This is a genomic window from Caballeronia sp. PC1 (assembly GCF_021353155.1).
GTDB classification, from domain to species: Bacteria; Pseudomonadota; Gammaproteobacteria; order Burkholderiales; family Burkholderiaceae; genus Caballeronia; species Caballeronia cordobensis.
Genome location: NZ_JAJUBH010000001.1, coordinates 1,413,864 through 1,432,635, shown reverse-complemented (window position 1 = coordinate 1,432,635; position 18,772 = coordinate 1,413,864). Strand labels below are relative to the sequence as shown.

Sequence of the window (18,772 nt, the reverse complement as noted above, 5' to 3'; positions counted from 1 at the left end):
CCCAAAGCCGGACGAGAGACTCCAAACATTTCGAACGTAGACACACATGCAATTCCCAGAATCCTGGCTCCGCAGTTTCGTCGATCCGAAGCTCTCCACCGACGAACTCGCGCATGCACTGACGATGGCCGGTCTCGAAGTCGAAGACCTGCGTCCGGTCGCGCCGCCGACCACGAAGATCGTCGTCGGGCAGGTGCTCGAAGTGGCGAAGCATCCGAACGCCGACAAGCTCAATGTCTGTCAGGTCGATGCCGGCACGGGCGGGACGTTGAACATCGTGTGCGGCGCGCCGAATGTGTCGCCGGGCATCAAGGTGCCGGTCGCGCTCATCGGCGCGGAACTGCCGTCGGCCGAAGCGGGCGGCCCGCCGTTCGCGATCAAGCCGACCAAGCTGCGCGGCGTCGATAGCCAGGGCATGCTGTGCTCGGCGCGCGAACTGAAGCTGTCCGAAGATCACAGCGGCTTGCTGATCCTGCCGGCCGATGCAAAGGTCGGCCAGGACATCCGCGAGACGCTCAATCTCGACGACACCGTGTTCGAGATCAAGCTCACGCCGAACAAGGCGGATTGCCTGTCGGTGTTCGGCGTCGCGCGCGAGACCGCCGCGATCACCGGTGCGCCGCTCAAGCCGCTCGACATGCCTGCCGTCGAAACGAAGCTCGACGAAACGCTGCCCGTGAAGGTGCTCGCGCCGGACCTGTGCGGCCGCTTCTCGGGCCGCGTGATCCGCGGCGTGAACGCGCACGCAAAGTCGCCGCAATGGATGGTCGAGCGTCTGGAGCGCGCGGGCCAGCGCAGCATTTCCGCGCTCGTCGACATCTCCAATTACGTGATGCTCGAACTCGGCCGCCCGTCGCACGTGTTCGATCTCGACAAGATTCACGGCGCGATGGAAGTACGCTGGGGCAAGAAGGGCGAGTCGCTCAAGCTGCTGAACGGCAATACCATCGAAGTCGATGAAACGGTCGGCGTGATCGCGGACGACCATCATCTCGAAAGCCTCGCGGGCATCATGGGCGGAGACAGTACGGCCGTCACGCTCGACACGACCAACATCTATCTCGAAGCCGCGTTCTGGTGGCCGGACTCGATCCGCGGTCGCGCGCGCAAGTACAACTTCTCGACCGATGCCGCGCATCGCTTCGAGCGCGGCGTCGATTATTCGACGACCGTCGAGCATATCGAGCGCATCTCGCGCCTGATTCTCGATATCTGCGGCGGCGAAGCCGGTCCCGTCGACGATCAGATCGTCAACGTGCCCGAGCGCAACCCGGTCACGATGCGCGTGTCGCGCGCGCATCGCATCATCGGCGTGGAGATCGGCGCGGAAGAGATCGCGCAGATTTTCACGCGCCTGAACCTCGCCTTCGAGCGCGACGGCGAGTCGTTCAAAGTCACGCCGCCGCCGTATCGCTTCGATATCGAGATCGAGGAAGACCTGATCGAGGAAGTCGCGCGCATCTACGGTTTCGAGAAGATTCCGGCGCGTCCGCCGGTCGCGCGCAGCGAAATGCGCATCACGAACGAAACGAAGCGTTCGATCCACACGCTGCGGCATGCGGTCGCCGCGCGCGATTATTCGGAGACGGTCAACTTCAGTTTCGTCGATGCCGAATGGGAGAAGGACTTCGCCGGCAACGATAACCCGATCAAGCTGCTCAACCCGATCGCGAGCCAGCTTTCGGTCATGCGCACGACGACGTTCGGCAGCCTGATCGAAGTGCTGCGCCACAACCTGAACCGCCGCGCCGAGCGCATACGCGTGTTCGAGGCGGGGCGTGTGTTCCATCGCGACGCGTCCGTGAAGGCGGGCGAACTCGCGGTCGAAGGCTTCGCACAGCCGAAGATGATCGGCGGCCTCGCATATGGTCCGGTGATCGAGGAGCAGTGGGGCGCGGCGTCGCGCAACGTCGACTTCTTCGATGTGAAGGGCGACGTCGAAGCGCTCTTCGCGCCGGTCGCGCCGCGCTTCGTGACGGCCGAGCATCCGGCGCTGCATCCGGGTCGCAGCGCACGCATCGAAGTGGCGGGGCGCGCGGTCGGCTGGATCGGCGAGTTGCATCCGCGCTGGCTGCAAAAATACGACCTGTCGCATGCGCCGATCCTCTTCGAAATCGACGCCGATGCGCTGATGGATCGCGCGCTGCCGGCGCCCTCGGAAGTGTCGAAATTTCCGCCCGTGCGACGCGATATCGCAATTGTCGTGGATCAACACGTACCCGTTCAGGCGCTCATCGACGAGCTCGAAAACGCGCGTTCGGAGACCGCTTGCAGGCACGTCACGAGGGTTGCGCTTTTCGATGAATTTCGTCCAAAATCAAATACTTCCGGTGGCTTGGGAGCGCACGAGAAAAGTCTTGCCTTCCGTGTAACGTTGCAAGATACTGGCGGCACGCTTCAGGACGAAACGGTCGATACGGCCATTAAAACGCTGGTGGATCGCCTGGCTCGAGTACACGGCGCGCGGTTGCGCGGATAGCCTGCAGTTGGCCCCTCCGTCAACGCCCAAGTCTCAAACGTGGCAAGCGCCGTTCTACCGATATGAACCAAATGAACTCGAGTGATTTCGAAGCCCTTCTTTCGGCGCAGCGTAGCGCCATGACCCGAGATACCCAGACCTCGAGCGCGCCCGGCGACACGCCCACGCTCACGAAAGCCGAACTGGCCGAGATGCTGTTCGACCAGGTCGGTCTGAACAAGCGCGAAGCCAAGGATATGGTCGAAGCCTTCTTCGAAGTCATCCGCGATGCGCTGGAGAGCGGCGAGAGCGTCAAGCTGTCCGGGTTCGGCAATTTCCAGTTGCGCGACAAGCCTCAACGTCCGGGCCGCAATCCGAAGACGGGCGAGGCCATTCCTATCGCCGCGCGACGGGTCGTCACGTTTCATGCAAGTCAGAAGCTGAAGGCGCTGGTCGAAACGGGAGCGGAGACGGATCTCACTCGCTGATCTCGCTTCGGCGCGCGGACCATCCGCGCGCCACGCTCTTTTTGCCCACCGCGCTTCAATCGACATCACTTATAACGATGGTTGATCGACGATGGAAAAAGTCGTCTTGCCTCCGATCCCCGCCAAGCGTTACTTCACGATTGGCGAAGTCAGCGAGTTGTGTGGCGTCAAGCCTCACGTCTTGCGCTATTGGGAGCAGGAGTTCACGCAACTAAGGCCGGTCAAGCGGCGCGGCAATCGCCGTTACTATCAGCACCACGAGGTGTTGCTGATCCGGCGCATTCGCGAGTTGTTGTATGAACAAGGCTTCACGATCAACGGCGCGCGCAATCGCCTCGATTCGCAAGGGCGCGCAAACGGCGATGAAACCGAGATGATGGAAGCGCAGGCTGCGACGCAAGCGCAACCGGCCGTCGATGTCGATCAGTTGCGCAAGGACATTCTTCAGGTGATCGATTTGCTGGGCGGATGAACGCCTTCCGCCTTAACCCTGAATACACTCTGCAATGCCGCGATTCGTCGCGGCATTTTTTCGTCCGGACGATACGCGTGATGCGTGCGGCGCTTGCCGATTGCCCTCAAGACTCGATGGCGGAGCGAATGCGCTTCTGCTGACCAACTGCCGCCTGAGACTGGCGCTCCGGCATCGCGATGTTGATCGACCAGTAGACGATGCTTGGTCCGATGCCCCAGGGCGGATAGATGCGCCAGTCGCCGGCGCCGTGGTGGAAGAAGTAAAGCGCGAATAGACCGCCTGATTTCGGCGCGCTCACGCAGACGTAGCGGCTACCGCCTGGATAGATGCGCCCGAAACGGGAAACACGCGCACGGCTTGCCGGATGGAACCACCTCGCCACCTCGGCGCGCAACGCGGAAGAGGTTCGGTCAGATCGAATGCGCGGCAGTTGCGCCAGCGCTGAAACAGACAAAGGCATGGGGCGCCGTTCCTTACGTGTCACCTTAAGAGTAGGCCTTAAATAACTGACACACAAGTGTTTTTTTGGCTTTCAAGTATGATCAAAACGGCTCGCCGCAGCGTATGCGCTAGATGGTCATGCCCATCAATGCGGTCGTCTTCGTGACGGCTTCGTCCTCGGCGCGCACCTTGAGCATGGCGTCGGCCAGACGGTAATAGAATTGGGCGCGTTCTTCCAGCAGCGCGGACGATGCATCGCTCGGCAGGGCTTCGTCGGCCATGTCGCCGGCAAGCGCCTGTCCCGCGAAGTAGTCTCGCAACGACATGCCGTAGTTGCTGTTGCCGGGAAACGCGCGCGGGTTGTTGAGCTTGTTATACGCCATTGTTTTTGCTCGCCATGTTCGATACGACGGCCTCGACGGGCCAAAGAAAAAAGGCCCTCCGGCATAAGCCGGAGAGCCTTTGATTTCTGGTCGGGGCGAGAGGATTTGAACCTCCGACCACCTGCACCCCATGCAGGTACGCTACCAGGCTGCGCTACGCCCCGTATGCCTTTGCGGGCGATCCGACGTTACCGCTGAATCATCCGCCACGATCCTGAACTGCGCTGTGTGGCAGCAGGTTGTGTAGCAAAGAGACGCGATTGTAGCAGACGATTTGGTGGGGCGGAAGCCCGCCCAGTCAAGCGAGTGTCTTTAGGTAATTCACGAACGCGCTACACACGATCAGGAAGTACTTCGCGTCGTCCGCTGTCAGGTTCGGCTCGTCCATAAGCGCGTGGCGAATACCATCCGCGTCGTTCGTGTATCCGTATAAGGATGAGTACGCCGACTTCAGTGCGCTGTGCAGAGCCCCTTTCTTCCCCAGAATCCCTAGCGCTTCGCCAAGTGTGGCCTTCTCTTTACCGCAGATAACCCGCGCTGCCGCCTCGACCGCAGAGATCGACTCTTTGATGGAATTGCGGTAATCGGGATGCTGGCGATTACTGAGGAGAGCAAGAGCCGTGGCGAGATGTTCGCTGGCGGCCGCAAACGGACCTTTGAGCGCCAGCGACATTTCTAGCGCCTTCACCTCAGCGTCGGAGGTGACGGGCACAATCTGCCCTTCAATGACGCGATACGCAGCAAGTTCAGCCATAAGCACGCCGTTCACTAACTGCGCCAACCTTCCTTGCTTATCCCGCTGGATCAGAAAATCCAGTAAGTCATAAACGCGATTCCATTCTGAATTGAAGAAATAGTCGCGAACTTGCTTCCACGCTGCGGCATCGCCGTCTTGGAAGTCGTAAATCTGAGGCATCGAGTCAGCAGGGAGCTTCCAGAATTCTCGCCAAATAACAGGATGCAATGTGCGCGGGTCACGATTCCGCTTCCAATCACACAACGCATTCCAAAGCGAATTGCGCAGTTCGTGTGGCATAGCATCAGGCTTCAACGTCTCAGGGAGCGCAACGAGTCCCAACCGCTGACTGAATGACGGCATCTTTAGAAAACCTTTAGCGAGACGCTGGCAGAATTAAGTCCGATATTTTAGCCCAGCCCAATTTTGCTTCAGCTATTCGCGGGCACTTACGCCGCCCACGCGCCTGCCTGCGCCCCCCGTACGCCGCGCCTGCGTTCTTCTCTGGATCGTCTTTAGTTGCTGGCAGCCTTGAGACATCGGCGTACGAGGCTGATCGATTCGAGGGTCAAGTCACGACGCTCAGCGAGCGCGTCGCGTGAGTCGCGCAATACTTTCAGCACTCGCAGTGCTAACTGCGTGTCGCAACCCTCTGCAGTCATCAGTTTTATCAACCGTATCTGGCGTCGTACGCGGCCGTTCGCTGCTGCGACGGCTGCGTCAATTCTCGCCGGGGCGTGTGAATCATTTTGAAGGTTCATGCTGGCTCCTCGGTCGTGTCACATCGAGTCTAGCAATCCGTGGGACAGGTCCGCTTGCGCGTCAGTACTGAAAGGGCATACCTGACTCGACACACTGGTTTTGGTACTGCAAATAGGACTTGCGCAACCCTAATAGTACCGGTACTATGAATTGACATCAACAGTACCGGAGACCTCATGACAACTATCCGCGCCTACATGCGGGCGTCCACTGATGAACAGGATGCGCAGCGCGCCAAGGGAGCCTTGCAGGCATTCGCCAAAGAACACGGCGTCAAGGTGCATGCGTGGTATCCCGAGAACGAGTCTGGGGCGAGCCTGAAGCGCCCGGAGCTATTCCGGCTGCTAGGCGATTGCGAGCCGGGTGACGTTCTCCTGCTGGAGCAGGTGGATCGGCTATCACGTCTGAATACCGAGGACTGGCTGAAACTGCGCGATGACATCTCTGCTCGTGGCGTGCGCGTCGTTGCTCTCGATCTGCCGACATCGCATCGACACATCAAACCGAAAGACGGTGACGATTTCACTGATCGGATGCTGGATGCAATCAACGGGATGCTGCTGGACATGCTTGCGGCGATTGCCCGGAAGGATTACGAGGACCGCCGCCGCCGTCAGGCAGAAGGTATCGCCAAGGCGAAGGTGACGCCCGGTAAGTACAAGGGGCGCGTGATCGACACAGCAAAGCGCAAGTCAATCCGCGAAGCGCTGGCAAAGGGTATGTCGTGGCAGTGGATTCAGACAAACCTCAACTGCTCGCGGGCGACCATCGCATCTGTCGCCAAGGAGAGTGTAGCCGAGTAGGGCGCTGGCACCGCACGCCGTAGCAACCCGGTTAACTCTTGGCAGGGAACGACCGGGCAACCCTTGACCACGCGGGCCAGCGCGCTCGCACGATACCGTAAAAGAAGATCATGAACCAGAACAACAATGCAGCAACCTTCGAACCGTCCATCACGCGCTGCTTGCCGCACGACGCTTACAGCGAGGGCGCGTTCTTCGCTGAAGTCGATTGGGGCTGGCTGATGTCCATTGGCGACGAGCCGACCGCCGAGGAAGTCGAGATGATGGGTGTCCGCCCGTCCAGCATGGCCGAACACTGCGCTGTGTCGTGGGCGTTCGTCTCGCAGATCGTCTTCCCGGCATGGCAGGGCGACCGGGAGGCGCAGATGGAGTTCTATGACGGCTATGAGGGCCGGGCGAGCGAGCTTGCGGACGCTGGCGAGGCCGGGTACGAGGCGCTTGCCGAGGCCGGGACGGTGGTGGACACCGCTGGCTGGCAGCTACAGGGCGCACCGTGGGCGGCAGACGCCAACGACGACGAGAAGGCGCTGCGGGCAGTCCGTGCGGCTTGGGCTGGCGCTGCGGCATGGCAGGCCGTAGCCGAGGCGACGGGCGAGAAACACGCCGAGCTTCGGGCTATCGAGGCACTGATCCGGGCAGAGGCCGCTGGCGAGTGCGTGCTGGACTGCCGGTACGTGACGGCGACCGTCGAATACGCTCAGTAATGATTCCAACACCTTCATCGGCTCCGCGCTGGTGAACGGCATCCAGTAACCCGTAAGGCCCGTCCCACAAGGGCGGGCAATTACGCACGACTTGAAAGACACAACAAACAGGGATTCAATCGATGGCACCGGACTATCTCGTGCCGTGGCTCAACGCGTCCAGAAGGCTGATCGGTGGCGCGGTGCTACGGTTTCAGAGTCCGACGCAGGGGCGCGCTCAGGCCCGCCACCCTCGGAGGGCGTTGAACGCTTCCCGAGCATTCTGTATCACCCATCGAGCGAGTGTTCTTATAAGGCTTGGTGTAAGGCAAATGTAATGTATCGCCGGTGGCAGGTGTGCATAAATAGGCACATGTGCCATTTCATCGCCCGCAAACCCTTATAAGACCGTTCGCCCGCCGATCCACAGGTGACACCTAGTAGGCACCTTTACCATCTGGAGGACGATTGACCGTGATGAACAGCCGCGATTTGCGGCAGGAACACGCCGCGTACGCTTCCGCGAACATGGCGAACGCAGCAGATCAGCAGGCCCGGATGTACGCCGAGGACGGCACCAACCTCGCCATCGTGACGAAGGTGCACGTCCTTGACGGATACAAGAATTGGCCCGGCACGTTGGCTAAGGCGCTAGTCGCCAGTCCCGAATTGTCGGTAGGCACCCGGCAGGACATGGCCGATTTGATTCGGTCAGAACTTCAACACCCGGATGCTTTCCCACCGACTCGTCTATCCAAGCCACTCAGCGATAAGGCTCGGCAGGTGGTGGCATCGATCCTTAGCGACGCCATGTACGACGCGTCCACTCTCACGAATGGCCTGAGTATCCGCGACGCAGTGAAGGCCGGGAAGCAGGGCGGATCGGACGCTATCGAGTGCGCCATCAGCACCTCTTTCCATCCAGACGGAGTGACCTTCATTGAGAAGGTTCCGAGAGATCGCGAAACCGGCCAGTGCGGCAAGTTCTATCCGTACGTCTCGATTACTTCCTACGATGAAAAGCCATGGCATCGCCTCGGCATCCGGTTCGCAGGACAAACGCTTCCCATGACCGTCGTTCTCGCAATGCGAAGTCTTGGTCTTCAGCAGTTTCAGGATGCTGATGCGAAAGCGATGGCTAGCGCGAGCAACGATCAGCGAGCGATCCGCGACGCCCTGATCCGCGCTGGTGAGACGAGAGCCGACCGGCCCATTTGGACAGAAGAAACCAACAAACAGAAGAACGCGAAGCGCCGTCATTGGGACCGTGAGCTTCGGCGCGCCATCAACACTGAGGAAACGACCGAATGATTAGCTTGGACTATCTCGCGCTGGAAGGGCTAGCGGACGGGGAACTGACGCCCGACCAAGCACGACTTCGCGCAACCGTCTTGCTCGTGCAATGCCTCGGCTCCGAACGTGCAGCGGAGTTCTCGAATGCGACGATGGACGACTACTTCGCTGCCGTCAGCGAACCGGATGCTGCGGATTACGCAGACGAGCAGACTGCCATCATGGAGCTAGTAAGCGGCGCATGGCCGCACCTCTTAGTGAAGGCGCGTGAAGTAGAGCGCGGCCTGAACGCCGATTAAACCTAGAAATGGAGAACGGAATGAACCGACCAAATACCAAGAAGCAGTGGAAGCAATGGGTGAGCGACCGGGAGATCAATGGCCGCAGTATGACGCCCGCGATGATCCGAGACGAGGATCATTCGAAGCGCATCAAGGAGGCACGAGAGGTGGAGGCTAACTTCTCGCTACCTTTCAACCTTAAGACTTGACGCCCGCTGTGGCGTTTGATGGAGATACACATGAAGACGATCGTTCATCCTCTGGAACACAACGTCGAGGCCCGCGCCTACTACGAGTCCCTGACACGTCGGGCGAGCAAAAGCGGCGTCTGTACGTGGCGCGAAGTCGTTGAGCAACTTACCGGCTCACTACCGACGTACGCAGCGCGCAAGCACAAGGCCCGCGAGAAGGCAGCAGTGAAGGCGGTTCAGCATTAACCATAGGCTCGCCCGTGGCCTTCCGCACGAGCAATTAAATAAGGAGTATTAAACTATGGCAGGTGGAGCACGAGTCGTCCGCATGGACGCAAAAGGTAACGAGATTCGGCAATTCGGCAGCGGTCTTCCGACTCGCGGCAGCGGCACGGCGCAGGCGTCCCGTAGCTGGTCGGTGGCAAAGGGCGGCGCAGGGGCGGGTGTGCAAAGCCCGGTGCAGTACGACCGTAACGCAGAGGACGCCATGCTGGCGGGATGGATGCCTCTCACCCTCCGGGCAGGTAATGGCGACGTGGTGTCGGTAAAGGACGACCCGGTGCGCTACGCAGAGGTTGCGGGCCTTCGCATCAGCCCTGAGCATATCGAGAACGTCCGGAAGTACCCGGAGCTTGCAGCGCACTTGCTGAACGAGTCGATCCGCGTCCGCAGCATGGCCCAAGCATCGACCGGCTACATGGCATCGACCCGCGTGCATGCGTCGCTCGGCCCGAACTATCCGGCTGACGCTAAGGCATCGGCGTTCATCGCGCTGTGATCGAGCCGGTTCCGACCCACATCGACGGCGAGCGCATTCCAGCGAGCGTGCGCGTCAAGCTGTTGCAAGAGCGTCAAGAGCGCCATGCCGCTGCGTTCAGGAAGCGGCAAGGCTGCGCAGCCCGCACCGCCGAGGAAGAAGCCGCTGACCGTACAGCAGGTGAGTCGCCCGTCATCGTGTGATGGCCGCAGGCCCGGAGCGACATCCGGGCATTCCAACCAACAGACAATCTAAGGAACATCACATGGCACGCAAGCCCGAACTGAATTTCAATCTCCCGAGCGACGAGGCGGCAGCGCGGCAACGCATGATCGAACTCGGCACCATCATCAACGATACGAAGCCGCTGGCGGAACAGCTTAAGCGCCTGCTGGACGCTGCGGACGTGCTTCGCGCAGCGGAGGCGGAAGCAGCCTTCATCAATGAAAATCTCGACGGCATCCGGCGCAACGACTTCGAACGTGCGGCATCCGGCTATCAGATCGAGCGCATCGAGTACGCCCCGCCGCAGTCTGATGCGCTGGCGAATGCCCTGCGGCAGTACCGAGTCGTCGGCACCTACAAGGGCGTCCCTCTCGACGGCAAGCTGCTCAGTAGCGGCGACCGTGTGATGTGGGCGGCTGTGGCCGCACAGCCCGCGCTTATCCCGGCTGACGTGCGCGGGCGCGATGCTGACCCCATGACCGCGTTGGAGAAGCATTATCGCGACCACGCTCGCGGATACATCAGCGCCTAAGCGGGGCTCGGAATGACAAACAAGAGTGACGAAAACATGCCGACTCGCACCGAACCTGACCGGATGCTGGTTACGCGCTTGTTCCTATGTGGCGCGAGTGTCGCGACCATCGCAGCGACCGTTGACATCGAAGCCAGTGAGGTAGAGGCCATTCTGAGGCTGGCCCTAGTCTTCGCGCAGGTGGAACAGGCGATGACGCTCCCGCAGGCCGAAGGCGCTCCCGGCATTGCCGAGTCACTGGCGGCGATTCCGTGAGCCTGCCTCCCGGCGCAAGGCGGCACCGCGAGCGCGGCCTGTGGCAGATCGCGCCGTACGCTGCCAAGCTGACGCGCCAACACCGAGACGCGGCCCGCGCTGACCATGCCTTCGAGCGGGCGCTGCGTGAGCAGACACGCTACCCGGAGCGCATCGACGCGCTGATCGCAGGCCGCACATGGTTCGACGGGAAGCTGTGCGAGCGGTGCGACACGACCCGGCGAAGGGTCTACGACTCCGCGTGCTGGACTTGCCAGCGGAAGCGCACGCACTTCGAGACGGACGGGCGTGGTCGATGCGTGACGCGCTGGACGGCGAGCCAATCCCGCGACGGCTATCTAGCACGACAAGACGAGCGACGCCGCGAGCGCGCTGGCGATTTCATCGAGTACCACAGCGGCGGATGGCGCGCACGCTCCTATCCCGGTGGACGCCTTGCCGTGCGATGCGAGCACGCGCACATCAACAACGAAGACTTTCGCGACGTTCCCGGCTGGCGTGTCTTCGAGCTTTGCAACCAATATCCCGACCTGATCGCATTGCTTCGGCTGGCGGGTTGGTCAATCTAATGAGGAAACAATGAGCATCAACTACATCGGAGAGCCTTCGCGCATGCCAGTAGGTCGGACGCTTGTCGAACTTGCAACCGAGGCGAACAAGCACGCTCGCAATACCGCAGAAGGCGAAGCGAAGCTGGCCGAATTCATGGGCTTGGTAATCATCCGACCCGGACATCCAGCGCGCCCCGAAGTGCTGGCGTACCTAACGCAATACGGACGCGGCGCGATGCTAGGGCTTATCCCGGTGATCGCGTCCGCGACAATTCATTAAAGGAGAACCTTATGTGTCAATTCGTTCAGATGATCGTGGGCGCTGTGTCCGGCGTCTATCAAGGCACGATCCTGAATGCGCAGAACAATGCGCAGTACACGGTGGACTCAGCCAAGACCGACGCCGCTAACCTGCTCTCGCAGGATCAGGCGGCTAACGCCAACAAGCTGCGCGAGGCCGGTAACGGCTTTGCAGCAGCGCAGGCGAATCTGGCGAACACGCAGCGCTCGATCAGCAACAGTGCCAAGGCAGCGGCGGCTGGTGCGCAATGGAACACCGCGCAGGTGAATCAAGCCCGCGTTCTAGACTCGATGATCCGGGGCAACGTCGAGCAGCAGATTCAGGCTGCACAGGCACTCGGCGCGATCAACGCAGACAACGCAGCACGCGGCGTCGGCGGCACCAGCGCAGACATCATGCGCGCCACGATGAAGGGTCGCAATGCGCGCCTCACGACCGGGCAGGCCACGAAGATGCAGCAACAGACGTTCGACAACGTGATGATGAATAACGGGCTGCGCTCGAATCTCATCATGTCACAGGACTACGGCGAGACGGTGGCGAACATGAACTACCAAGCCGCGATTCCTACTACCTACATCAAGCCCGCGAAGCAGCCCGACCTCACGGCGGCGCAGATGGCCCTGATGGGCGCGGCTGGCGGCGGTGGCTTCAGCCAGTTCCGAAACAGCGGAGGCGGCGGCACGTCAGTCGGCTACGGCTCGGACAACAGCACCGGCAGCGGCGGCGTCGGGCAGACGAACGGCTACTCGTCCAACGCGGTCATCAACGGCGTCAACTCCGTGGGCGACACATGGACGAGCACGAACGCGAGCGGCGGCAACAGCTACGGCTTCAACAGCGGCCAGTCCAGCGGCAACGATTGGAACCTCGGCGGTAGCGACAGCAGTAGCAGCGGCGGCTTCAACTTCACATTGTCGGGCGACGTTTGATCGGGTAGCGGCTTGCGCCGTCGCTCACCTTCTGAACGTTTCAATCAACAGACTAACGATAAGGAGTACCATGTATGGGAATGAATTTTAGCCTCGACAACAACGGCGGCGTAGTCGTCCAGCAAGGCAGTGGTGTGACCGGAAGCTCCACCACGTTCAGCGGCGGCGGGTCGTACGCGCAGCAGTCCAGCGGACAGGTGGCGCAGGGCGGCACGGACATCGCCGCGTTCGCCAACGCGCAGCGGCGGCAGGGCGTGCTTGGATCAGGCATCGACATCGACAGCCTTAACAAGCTGACGAACGGTGCTATCCAGCCGTACATCGACCGGGCCAAGAAGGAGCAGTACGCGGACGGTATGGCGCAGGCCGCGCAGGGCAAGTCGCTTATCGAGATCGAGAACGACCAGCCGTGGTACACGAAGCTGTACGGCCCGGACGCCACGGTGCAGGGCGCGCAGATGTTCAACGTCAATGCGGCGATGAACGATGCGCAGACTCAATTCATGCAGGCCATGCCGCAGTTGCGCGAGAAGTCGCCGGATCAGGTGCGGGCGTACGTCGTGCAGAAGATGTCGCAGGTGCCGCAAACGGGCGACCAGTGGACGGACGCGATGGTGCAGCAGAAGCTCGCGGAGCAGATGCCGCAGATGCTCTCGCAGCACATGCAGCAGTACGTGCAGTACACGCAGGAGCAGAACTACAACGGTTTCACGAACATGGCGACGACTGCGGCCAAGGCAATGCAGACGACGGCAGGTGCCAGTTCCAACCTGACGGACGACGACATTGCGCAGATGCACGAGAACTACCGCCAGCAGATTCAGCGCCCGGAGAACATGGACCTGTCCTCGTACCAACGAGCGCTGCGAGACGTTACGGTATCCAACGCAATGACCGGGAACTGGCAGGCCGTGCGCGCTATCAAGCAGCAGCCTGAGTACCAGTCCCTCGACGCAGGCATGAAGGCGGAACTGGAGGACAAGATTCCGCGCCTTGAGGCGCAGTGGGCCATGAAGAACCCGGACAACGTACGCACGCTCGATGATGTTCATACGTTGGAGTTCCGCATGACGCAGGGCATCAGTCCGTACGCTACCTCGGCGGAAGGACATGCAGCCGCGATTGCTCAGATGGATAAGGTGAACGCGGACTGGAAGCTGAAGAATGGCGACGCCACTGTTCCCTTCACGCCCGAGAAGATCGCGCAGACCTTGCAGAAGATGGACGTGAACAATCTGCGGCAGCAGCGCGTTTTGCAGCGAGCGCAGTTGGGGCTGCTCAACTACGAGCAGGGACAGACGCTCGTCGGCAACGCATGGGCCTCGGACAAGCCAGAAGCGCTGAAGGGATTCCCGATCCCGGAAGGCGCGCAGGTGACGATGCTGAATGGTGCATGGCAGGACGCGCTGAAGGCGAAGCTGGCGAACGGTGACGGCGATCCGACGTGGAACACCTTCATGGCGCACGCCAGCGCTAACGCCAAGGAGAAGGACATGCACCCGCCGATGCTGCAAGGCTACATCGACAGCACGATGGGGAACATGTTCGACGGCGTAGGCCCGGCGACACCGCAGCAGCGCGACGTTATGGGGCTGGCGCAGAAGCTCCGCGAAGGGCCGGGCGGTGCAGGGGCGGTCAAGGCGTACTTCGGTGATAACGCGGAGTCCGTACTTTCCATCCTCGACAGTAACGCGGACCTCACGGACCCGCAGCAGTTCGACATGATCCGGGCACAGCGCAATCGCGGGCGGCTCGCGCAGGCGAACGCAGCCGACAAGAAGGAAGCGCTCACGTACGTGAACAGCCAGTCGGGTCCGTGGTGGAATCCGTTCCGGCAGGGCAGTCTGTCGGCATGGGACATCAGCGACGGCAACAAGAGCCTTCTCGCAGGCAAGATCGCTGACCGCATGGCGCAGAAGAAGGCGGCGTTCGGTCTGTCGGACGATGACGCGGCGCGCATGGCGTATCAGGAGGTGGTCGGCTCGGCCACGGCTGTACCCGGCGCTCTGATCCCTGAAGACAAGGGCAAGTGGGGCAAGGGCCAACTGTTCAAGGACTACGTGACGAAGGTTCCCGGCGCTACCGCGTCGCAGGACTCGAAGCTCTACCAAGACTCGATGCGCGAGGAGATCGCTGACCTCTCGCGTGAGGCAGTCAAGGGGCAGGGAGGCGACATGTCGAACTTCAATCCCGACGACTGGCATGTGCAGTGGGGCCAGTACATCGGCGGCGGCAACTTGAACCTCAACCTCTACCGCAAGGGCGACCACGCACCGTTGAACATCACGGTGGACGCGGCGAGCTTCGGTAAGCGTATGGCGAAGAAGTCGCTGGACTCGTCGTACGGCAACAAACCCGGCGATGTGCTTGGCGACCCGGTAGCGGGCGTCTTCTAACAGCGCGGCGTGGCAGTGGCTTCTCACGAGGCTGCTGCCGCGCCAGCGTTGCGATTATCCGAGCTTCTTCACAAGCTCCCTAGCGCGAAGGTGCGTGTACCGGTGGAGCATGGAAAGCGTCTTGTGGCCGGTAATAGCGGCTACTTCGACCGGATTCAGGCCGAGTTCGGTTAGCCGCGATGTCGCCTCATGCCGCGTATCGTGAAAGCGAAAGTCTGAAAGACCGGCGCGCTTCCTCGCCCTCCTAAATGCCAGCTTGACGGCGTTGCGTGTGACTCCGGGAAATACCGGCCCGCGTTTCGGCACGCCTTGCTTACGGTGAAGCGCTTCGAGCACCGACATGCATTTCGTATCTAGCGGTACGGTCCGCGTGGTCAGAGTCTTCGTTGCAGCGGCAGGCAGGAGGGCGGTGTGGTCCGTCCAATTGACGTTCTCCCATTGCAACGTCCTAATCTCCGACTGCCGCATACCCGTCTGGAGAGCCAGTTCGACCATCGACGCGAGCCACCACGACCGGGCGCGGTGACATTCCGTCATCAGCACGGTTTGCTCGTCGGCAGGAAGGCGACGCTCGCGTGGTGGATTCGACCTTGGACGCCGTACGTCGTCAACAGGATTCTTACGCAGCGCGACATCCCACTCTTTCCGGGCAACCTCAATGACATGCCGCAGGATCGTTAGCTCGCGATTTACGGTCGATCCAGAGACGGCGCGCAGTCGCCTATCCCGCCACGCTGCGATGACTGAGGCCTTCAGCGCCGCGAAGGAGTAGTCCGCTAATGGATCACGCTGCATCGCTGCCAGCCGTATGCGCTCGTCGGCAGCGCCGCGCTTCGGCGTTGATACCTCCTCGGCATAACGTGCGAAGGCTTCCCGCAGAATCATTTTGCGGGCGAGCGTTGTGTCAACGAAGCAGTCCCGCGATATCTCGGCTTCTGTCTCCGTGATCCAGCGCTGTGCGTCTTTCTTCGTAAGGAATGTCCTCGACTGGGCGGGATAGCCGTGCCGACGAATCTTGCCAGTCCAATTGCCGTTCGGACGTTTCTGAAGCGTACCCATACCTTGCTCTCCGATAGTTGATCGAATGCAGGTACTAGGGCGGTCAGTGTCCCCGTTCCTCGGCGGAGACAGTGTGGCACGGACAGATGCTGACCATCAATCACAACCTAATAAGGAGAATTTCTAGTTGCAAATCCTGACAATTAAGGACATCGAATCACGCTGTATCCAGAACGAAAGCGGCTGCTGGCTCTGGAGCGGCTATCGGAATCGGCATGGTTATGGCTGCGCGAAGCACGAGGGCCGCGCAACCGAATTGCATCGCCTCGTGCTGACGCTGGCTGAAGGCCCGCCGCCCACGTCCGAATATCAGGCGGCGCACGGTGCCTGTCACACGCGGCATTGCTGTAACCCGGCGCACTTGACGTGGAAGACGCCGAGCGAGAATCAGCGCGACCGTGCTCGCGACGGAACCGACAGCCGGGGCGAACGCAGTACTCACGCGAAACTGACCGCCGAACAGGTCAGATACATCCGGTCCGTCTACACGCCGTACAGCCGCGAGTACGGCCCTGCTGCGTTGGCGCGCAAGTTCGGTGTCTCCGCGAACGCGGTGAGCACTGCGGGACGCGGCCTTCACTGGCGACACCTAACAGCTTAGGCTATCCTGCTGACGAGAGGACAATGACATGCAACCACCTTTACTGAATGAAGGGCAGCGACTATGCCCGCGCTGCGGCGGGCGGGGCTTCCTCGACTCGCTTATGCAGCAAGTGTGCCAACGCTGCAAGGGCGGCGGCGCAGTCGCTCAGGCGCGCCAGCGGTCGGGCAACGTCAAGCCGTGCACGCGGTAACGCTGCATTGCATCGACCAGGGGCGCGAGCGGATACAACGTCGCGCCGTACCTGCGCCCCACTGATCCCGACGCATGGCCCGTGATCGCGTCGGACACCTCCTCACTGATACCGCACTCGCGCATCGTATGCTTGAGCAGATGGCGGAAGGAATGGAACACCATTCGTCTGTCCGAGATACCGAGCTTGCGAATCTGCTTGCCGAACCACTTGCCGAACAGCCCGCCCTCGCGCCCATCAGAATCCATCTTGAGCAGGGGAAAGAGCCGCGCACCCTGCACGCTTTGCGCATAGTCGATGAAGCCGAGCGAGATCAGGTCAGCATGTACAGGCACGCGGCGGCGAGATGTCGCCGTTTTCACCTCTTGCCCTTCGCCAATGTCGCTGATGCGTACGATCCACGCGCTCTGCTGCGTGCCGCTGGCGTCGATGTACGTCGCCTGCTGAATGTCGTCGGGGCTTAGTTGCGCAAGTTCTTCGAGCCGTGCGCCGGTGTAGAGGGCGAGCAGTGGCATCCAGTACGTCGCCGCGCCGCCGCCACCTGCGGGATGAATGCGTTCCGTGTACACAGGCGACGAGAAGATGCGCTTCAGGGCGGGGAGATCGAACGGTAGACGGACCGCCTTTGCGTTGCGCCTCTCTCCAACACGCACACCCTTGGACGGGTCCGCCGGTATCCACCCTTGGTTCATGGCGTACGCCATCATCGTGCGCAGCATCGTCAGTTGCTTGTCGGTATTCACCGCAGTCTGTCCGGACTCAAGCAGCGCGTTCTTGAAGGCGATGACGTGCTTGCGCTGGATGTCCGAGACAAGCATTTTCCCGACCATCTGGCGAAATCGGTTAATGGTCTTCTCGACCATAGCGACCGTGCGCGGCTGCGGCTTGCGCTCCTTCGCCCACGCGTCCACAACATCTGCGAGATCGCGCACATCGGCGGTTGCATGGCGGGGCTGTTTGGCAGGCTTCGAAGCCGCTGGCGTCGAGACGGTGACGGTGAGCCTTTCCGGGCGGTGCGGCTTGCCTCGCAGTGCGTCCCATTCGGCATCCATGCGTACACCTTCCAGACGGCAGCGCAAGACTGCTTCAGCGCGATTGGACGTGCCAAGGGCGCGCATGACCTCTTGCTTTCCGACGATGGCGACTAGATCGGCAGGGACGCGGCGGCGGATGCTGTAACGGGCACCACGGCGAATCAGATGGGTACACATTGCTGGCCTCGACTGTGTAGCAACCACATCGAGCAGCGGGATCGAAGCAGGAAGAAACGTAGCAGATACAGCCGCTTAATAGCTAGGCCAATGAGGATTTGAACCTCCGACCACCTGCACCCCATGCAGGTACGCTACCAGGCTGCGCTACGCCCCGAAAGAGCAAAAGTATATCAGAGGGAAACGAATAGTAGAACTGCTTCGATGCATTTCGCCATAGAACTCGACAAATTCACTCGCGCGGCGTGAGCGCATCGATGCCGATAGGAGCGAAGCGGCGCCTGGAACGGCCCCAGGCAGTGCCGCGTTCATCCCTATTCGTGCGTCCGAGCGCGAACTGCTGACGCCTGCGGAACCGCCATGCCAGCAAGAGCGAGATCGCACATGGGATCAGATACGCGGGGATGCGCTCGCCCCACGCGAGCCGCGAGCCGAACGTGTCGTACTGGTTGCGCTCGTGGAAGTGAGCGGACGCGAAGACCATCGTCAGCGTGAAATCCAGCAGCATCGCCGCGATGCACAGCACGAGAAAGATCAGCGCGCCGTTCCACGTCAACGAAGCCTGACTCGCGTTCAGCGTGCGGCAGATGAAAAGCGCCATGCCCAGCAATGCCAGATTGAACGCCAGGGGAAGCAGGGGAAAATCCATTTCGCGCGGGCCTCGCGTGCGGGTGACAGGAACGATCCCGGCGGCGCGAAGTTGACATTTTTTGTGGCACCTCGATCGCCTGAGCCGAAAGCGGCGCGATCATGACACGCGGAAAA

General features: G+C 61.2%; 23 protein-coding genes and 1 tRNA gene. 17 read left to right on the top strand and 7 right to left on the bottom strand.

Translation table 11 applies throughout. From position 1 onward, the window contains the following. Window positions 1–46 precede the first annotated feature (46 nt). The 3 genes from pheT to LY284_RS06875 all read left to right on the top strand — a co-directional run bounded on the left by pheT (window position 47) and on the right by LY284_RS06875 (window position 3,418). Window positions 47–2,479, top strand: coding sequence for a phenylalanine--tRNA ligase subunit beta (pheT, locus tag LY284_RS06885; RefSeq protein ID WP_014191070.1), 2,433 nt, complete (start codon window positions 47–49; stop codon window positions 2,477–2,479). Between the two features lie 62 nt (window positions 2,480–2,541). Continuing rightward, window positions 2,542–2,946, top strand: a complete 405-nt coding sequence (locus tag LY284_RS06880) for an integration host factor subunit alpha (RefSeq protein WP_014191071.1) — start codon at window positions 2,542–2,544, stop codon at window positions 2,944–2,946. Window positions 2,947–3,037: 91 nt separating this feature from the next. Beyond that, the gene (locus tag LY284_RS06875; RefSeq protein WP_014191072.1) at window positions 3,038–3,418 is read left to right on the top strand and encodes a MerR family transcriptional regulator; all 381 of its coding nucleotides are present in this window, start codon (window positions 3,038–3,040) and stop codon (window positions 3,416–3,418) included. A gap of 106 nt (window positions 3,419–3,524) precedes the next feature. Here LY284_RS06875 and LY284_RS06870 read toward each other — a convergent pair whose 3' ends face one another. The 4 genes from LY284_RS06870 to LY284_RS06855 all read right to left on the bottom strand — a co-directional run bounded on the left by LY284_RS06870 (window position 3,525) and on the right by LY284_RS06855 (window position 5,344). After that, window positions 3,525–3,905 (bottom strand): hypothetical protein, encoded by a 381-nt coding sequence (locus LY284_RS06870; RefSeq protein ID WP_233385416.1) that lies wholly within the window; start codon window positions 3,903–3,905, stop codon window positions 3,525–3,527. Window positions 3,906–3,990: 85 nt separating this feature from the next. Continuing rightward, window positions 3,991–4,245 (bottom strand): hypothetical protein, encoded by a 255-nt coding sequence (locus LY284_RS06865; protein WP_014191073.1) that lies wholly within the window; start codon window positions 4,243–4,245, stop codon window positions 3,991–3,993. An 87-nt stretch (window positions 4,246–4,332) separates the two neighbouring features. Next, a tRNA-Pro gene (locus LY284_RS06860) sits at window positions 4,333–4,409 on the bottom strand. Window positions 4,410–4,543: 134 nt separating this feature from the next. After that, entirely contained in the window at window positions 4,544–5,344 is an 801-nt protein-coding gene (locus LY284_RS06855; protein ID WP_255724161.1) for an AbiJ-NTD4 domain-containing protein, read from the bottom strand. Between the two features lie 575 nt (window positions 5,345–5,919). Between LY284_RS06855 and LY284_RS06850 the strand changes: the two genes are divergently transcribed. The 13 genes from LY284_RS06850 (at window position 5,920) to LY284_RS06790 (ending at window position 14,943) form a co-directional block, all read left to right on the top strand. Further along, a complete protein-coding gene (locus LY284_RS06850; RefSeq protein WP_233385407.1) occupies window positions 5,920–6,546 on the top strand; it encodes a recombinase family protein in 627 nt (208 codons plus the stop codon). Window positions 6,547–6,656: 110 nt separating this feature from the next. Further along, a complete protein-coding gene (locus LY284_RS06845) occupies window positions 6,657–7,250 on the top strand; it encodes a hypothetical protein (protein ID WP_233385398.1) in 594 nt (197 codons plus the stop codon). A 447-nt stretch (window positions 7,251–7,697) separates the two neighbouring features. Then, window positions 7,698–8,540: a hypothetical protein gene (locus LY284_RS06840; protein ID WP_233385390.1), complete on the top strand. Its 843-nt coding sequence runs from the start codon at window positions 7,698–7,700 to the stop codon at window positions 8,538–8,540. A 5-nt stretch (window positions 8,541–8,545) separates the two neighbouring features. After that, the gene (locus tag LY284_RS06835; RefSeq protein ID WP_233385388.1) at window positions 8,546–8,821 is read left to right on the top strand and encodes a hypothetical protein; all 276 of its coding nucleotides are present in this window, start codon (window positions 8,546–8,548) and stop codon (window positions 8,819–8,821) included. A gap of 20 nt (window positions 8,822–8,841) precedes the next feature. Further along, complete coding sequence (locus tag LY284_RS06830) at window positions 8,842–9,012, top strand: hypothetical protein (protein ID WP_233385379.1); 171 nt, start codon at window positions 8,842–8,844, stop codon at window positions 9,010–9,012. A 30-nt stretch (window positions 9,013–9,042) separates the two neighbouring features. Further along, window positions 9,043–9,240 carry a hypothetical protein gene (locus LY284_RS06825; RefSeq protein WP_233385371.1) on the top strand — a complete coding sequence of 66 codons (198 nt, stop codon included), beginning with the start codon at window positions 9,043–9,045 and terminating at the stop codon, window positions 9,238–9,240. Window positions 9,241–9,322: 82 nt separating this feature from the next. Further along, complete coding sequence (locus LY284_RS06820) at window positions 9,323–9,772, top strand: hypothetical protein (protein ID WP_233385369.1); 450 nt, start codon at window positions 9,323–9,325, stop codon at window positions 9,770–9,772. A gap of 244 nt (window positions 9,773–10,016) precedes the next feature. Next, window positions 10,017–10,508, top strand: a complete 492-nt coding sequence (locus LY284_RS06815; protein WP_233385367.1) for a hypothetical protein — start codon at window positions 10,017–10,019, stop codon at window positions 10,506–10,508. 12 nt (window positions 10,509–10,520) lie between these two features. Beyond that, window positions 10,521–10,763 (top strand): hypothetical protein, encoded by a 243-nt coding sequence (locus LY284_RS06810; protein ID WP_233385359.1) that lies wholly within the window; start codon window positions 10,521–10,523, stop codon window positions 10,761–10,763. Beyond that, the gene (locus LY284_RS06805; RefSeq protein WP_233385357.1) at window positions 10,760–11,332 is read left to right on the top strand and encodes a hypothetical protein; all 573 of its coding nucleotides are present in this window, start codon (window positions 10,760–10,762) and stop codon (window positions 11,330–11,332) included. Before LY284_RS06810 ends, LY284_RS06805 begins: the two co-directional genes overlap by 4 nt. A gap of 10 nt (window positions 11,333–11,342) precedes the next feature. Next, complete coding sequence (locus LY284_RS06800) at window positions 11,343–11,594, top strand: hypothetical protein (RefSeq protein ID WP_233385354.1); 252 nt, start codon at window positions 11,343–11,345, stop codon at window positions 11,592–11,594. Window positions 11,595–11,605: 11 nt separating this feature from the next. Continuing rightward, the gene (locus LY284_RS06795; RefSeq protein ID WP_233385346.1) at window positions 11,606–12,547 is read left to right on the top strand and encodes a hypothetical protein; all 942 of its coding nucleotides are present in this window, start codon (window positions 11,606–11,608) and stop codon (window positions 12,545–12,547) included. Between the two features lie 74 nt (window positions 12,548–12,621). After that, window positions 12,622–14,943: a hypothetical protein gene (locus tag LY284_RS06790; protein WP_233385344.1), complete on the top strand. Its 2,322-nt coding sequence runs from the start codon at window positions 12,622–12,624 to the stop codon at window positions 14,941–14,943. A gap of 54 nt (window positions 14,944–14,997) precedes the next feature. On the opposite strand, the gene LY284_RS06785 is transcribed toward LY284_RS06790, so the two are convergent. Then, window positions 14,998–16,002: a site-specific integrase gene (locus LY284_RS06785; RefSeq protein ID WP_233385336.1), complete on the bottom strand. Its 1,005-nt coding sequence runs from the start codon at window positions 16,000–16,002 to the stop codon at window positions 14,998–15,000. Between the two features lie 127 nt (window positions 16,003–16,129). On the opposite strand from LY284_RS06785, the gene LY284_RS06780 reads away from it, so the two are divergent. Next, entirely contained in the window at window positions 16,130–16,603 is a 474-nt protein-coding gene (locus tag LY284_RS06780; protein ID WP_233385334.1) for an HNH endonuclease, read from the top strand. 147 nt (window positions 16,604–16,750) lie between these two features. On the opposite strand, the gene LY284_RS06775 is transcribed toward LY284_RS06780, so the two are convergent. Next, window positions 16,751–18,007, bottom strand: coding sequence for a site-specific integrase (locus LY284_RS06775; RefSeq protein ID WP_233385325.1), 1,257 nt, complete (start codon window positions 18,005–18,007; stop codon window positions 16,751–16,753). 232 nt (window positions 18,008–18,239) lie between these two features. Continuing rightward, complete coding sequence (locus LY284_RS06770; protein ID WP_014191074.1) at window positions 18,240–18,656, bottom strand: hypothetical protein; 417 nt, start codon at window positions 18,654–18,656, stop codon at window positions 18,240–18,242. Window positions 18,657–18,772: the final 116 nt, after the last annotated feature.

Coding starts and splice junctions, on each gene's coding strand:
- pheT (WP_014191070.1), top strand. CDS start 47: ATGCAATTCCCAGAATCCTGGCTCCGCAGTTTCGTCGATCCGAAGCTC.
- LY284_RS06880 (WP_014191071.1), top strand. CDS start 2,542: ATGAACCAAATGAACTCGAGTGATTTCGAAGCCCTTCTTTCGGCGCAG.
- LY284_RS06875 (WP_014191072.1), top strand. CDS start 3,038: ATGGAAAAAGTCGTCTTGCCTCCGATCCCCGCCAAGCGTTACTTCACG.
- LY284_RS06865 (WP_014191073.1), bottom strand. CDS start 4,245: ATGGCGTATAACAAGCTCAACAACCCGCGCGCGTTTCCCGGCAACAGC.
- LY284_RS06855 (WP_255724161.1), bottom strand. CDS start 5,344: ATGCCGTCATTCAGTCAGCGGTTGGGACTCGTTGCGCTCCCTGAGACG.
- LY284_RS06850 (WP_233385407.1), top strand. CDS start 5,920: ATGACAACTATCCGCGCCTACATGCGGGCGTCCACTGATGAACAGGAT.
- LY284_RS06845 (WP_233385398.1), top strand. CDS start 6,657: ATGAACCAGAACAACAATGCAGCAACCTTCGAACCGTCCATCACGCGC.
- LY284_RS06830 (WP_233385379.1), top strand. CDS start 8,842: ATGAACCGACCAAATACCAAGAAGCAGTGGAAGCAATGGGTGAGCGAC.
- LY284_RS06825 (WP_233385371.1), top strand. CDS start 9,043: ATGAAGACGATCGTTCATCCTCTGGAACACAACGTCGAGGCCCGCGCC.
- LY284_RS06820 (WP_233385369.1), top strand. CDS start 9,323: ATGGACGCAAAAGGTAACGAGATTCGGCAATTCGGCAGCGGTCTTCCG.
- LY284_RS06815 (WP_233385367.1), top strand. CDS start 10,017: ATGGCACGCAAGCCCGAACTGAATTTCAATCTCCCGAGCGACGAGGCG.
- LY284_RS06810 (WP_233385359.1), top strand. CDS start 10,521: ATGACAAACAAGAGTGACGAAAACATGCCGACTCGCACCGAACCTGAC.
- LY284_RS06800 (WP_233385354.1), top strand. CDS start 11,343: ATGAGCATCAACTACATCGGAGAGCCTTCGCGCATGCCAGTAGGTCGG.
- LY284_RS06795 (WP_233385346.1), top strand. CDS start 11,606: ATGTGTCAATTCGTTCAGATGATCGTGGGCGCTGTGTCCGGCGTCTAT.
- LY284_RS06790 (WP_233385344.1), top strand. CDS start 12,622: ATGGGAATGAATTTTAGCCTCGACAACAACGGCGGCGTAGTCGTCCAG.
- LY284_RS06785 (WP_233385336.1), bottom strand. CDS start 16,002: ATGGGTACGCTTCAGAAACGTCCGAACGGCAATTGGACTGGCAAGATT.
- LY284_RS06775 (WP_233385325.1), bottom strand. CDS start 18,007: ATGTGTACCCATCTGATTCGCCGTGGTGCCCGTTACAGCATCCGCCGC.
- LY284_RS06770 (WP_014191074.1), bottom strand. CDS start 18,656: ATGGATTTTCCCCTGCTTCCCCTGGCGTTCAATCTGGCATTGCTGGGC.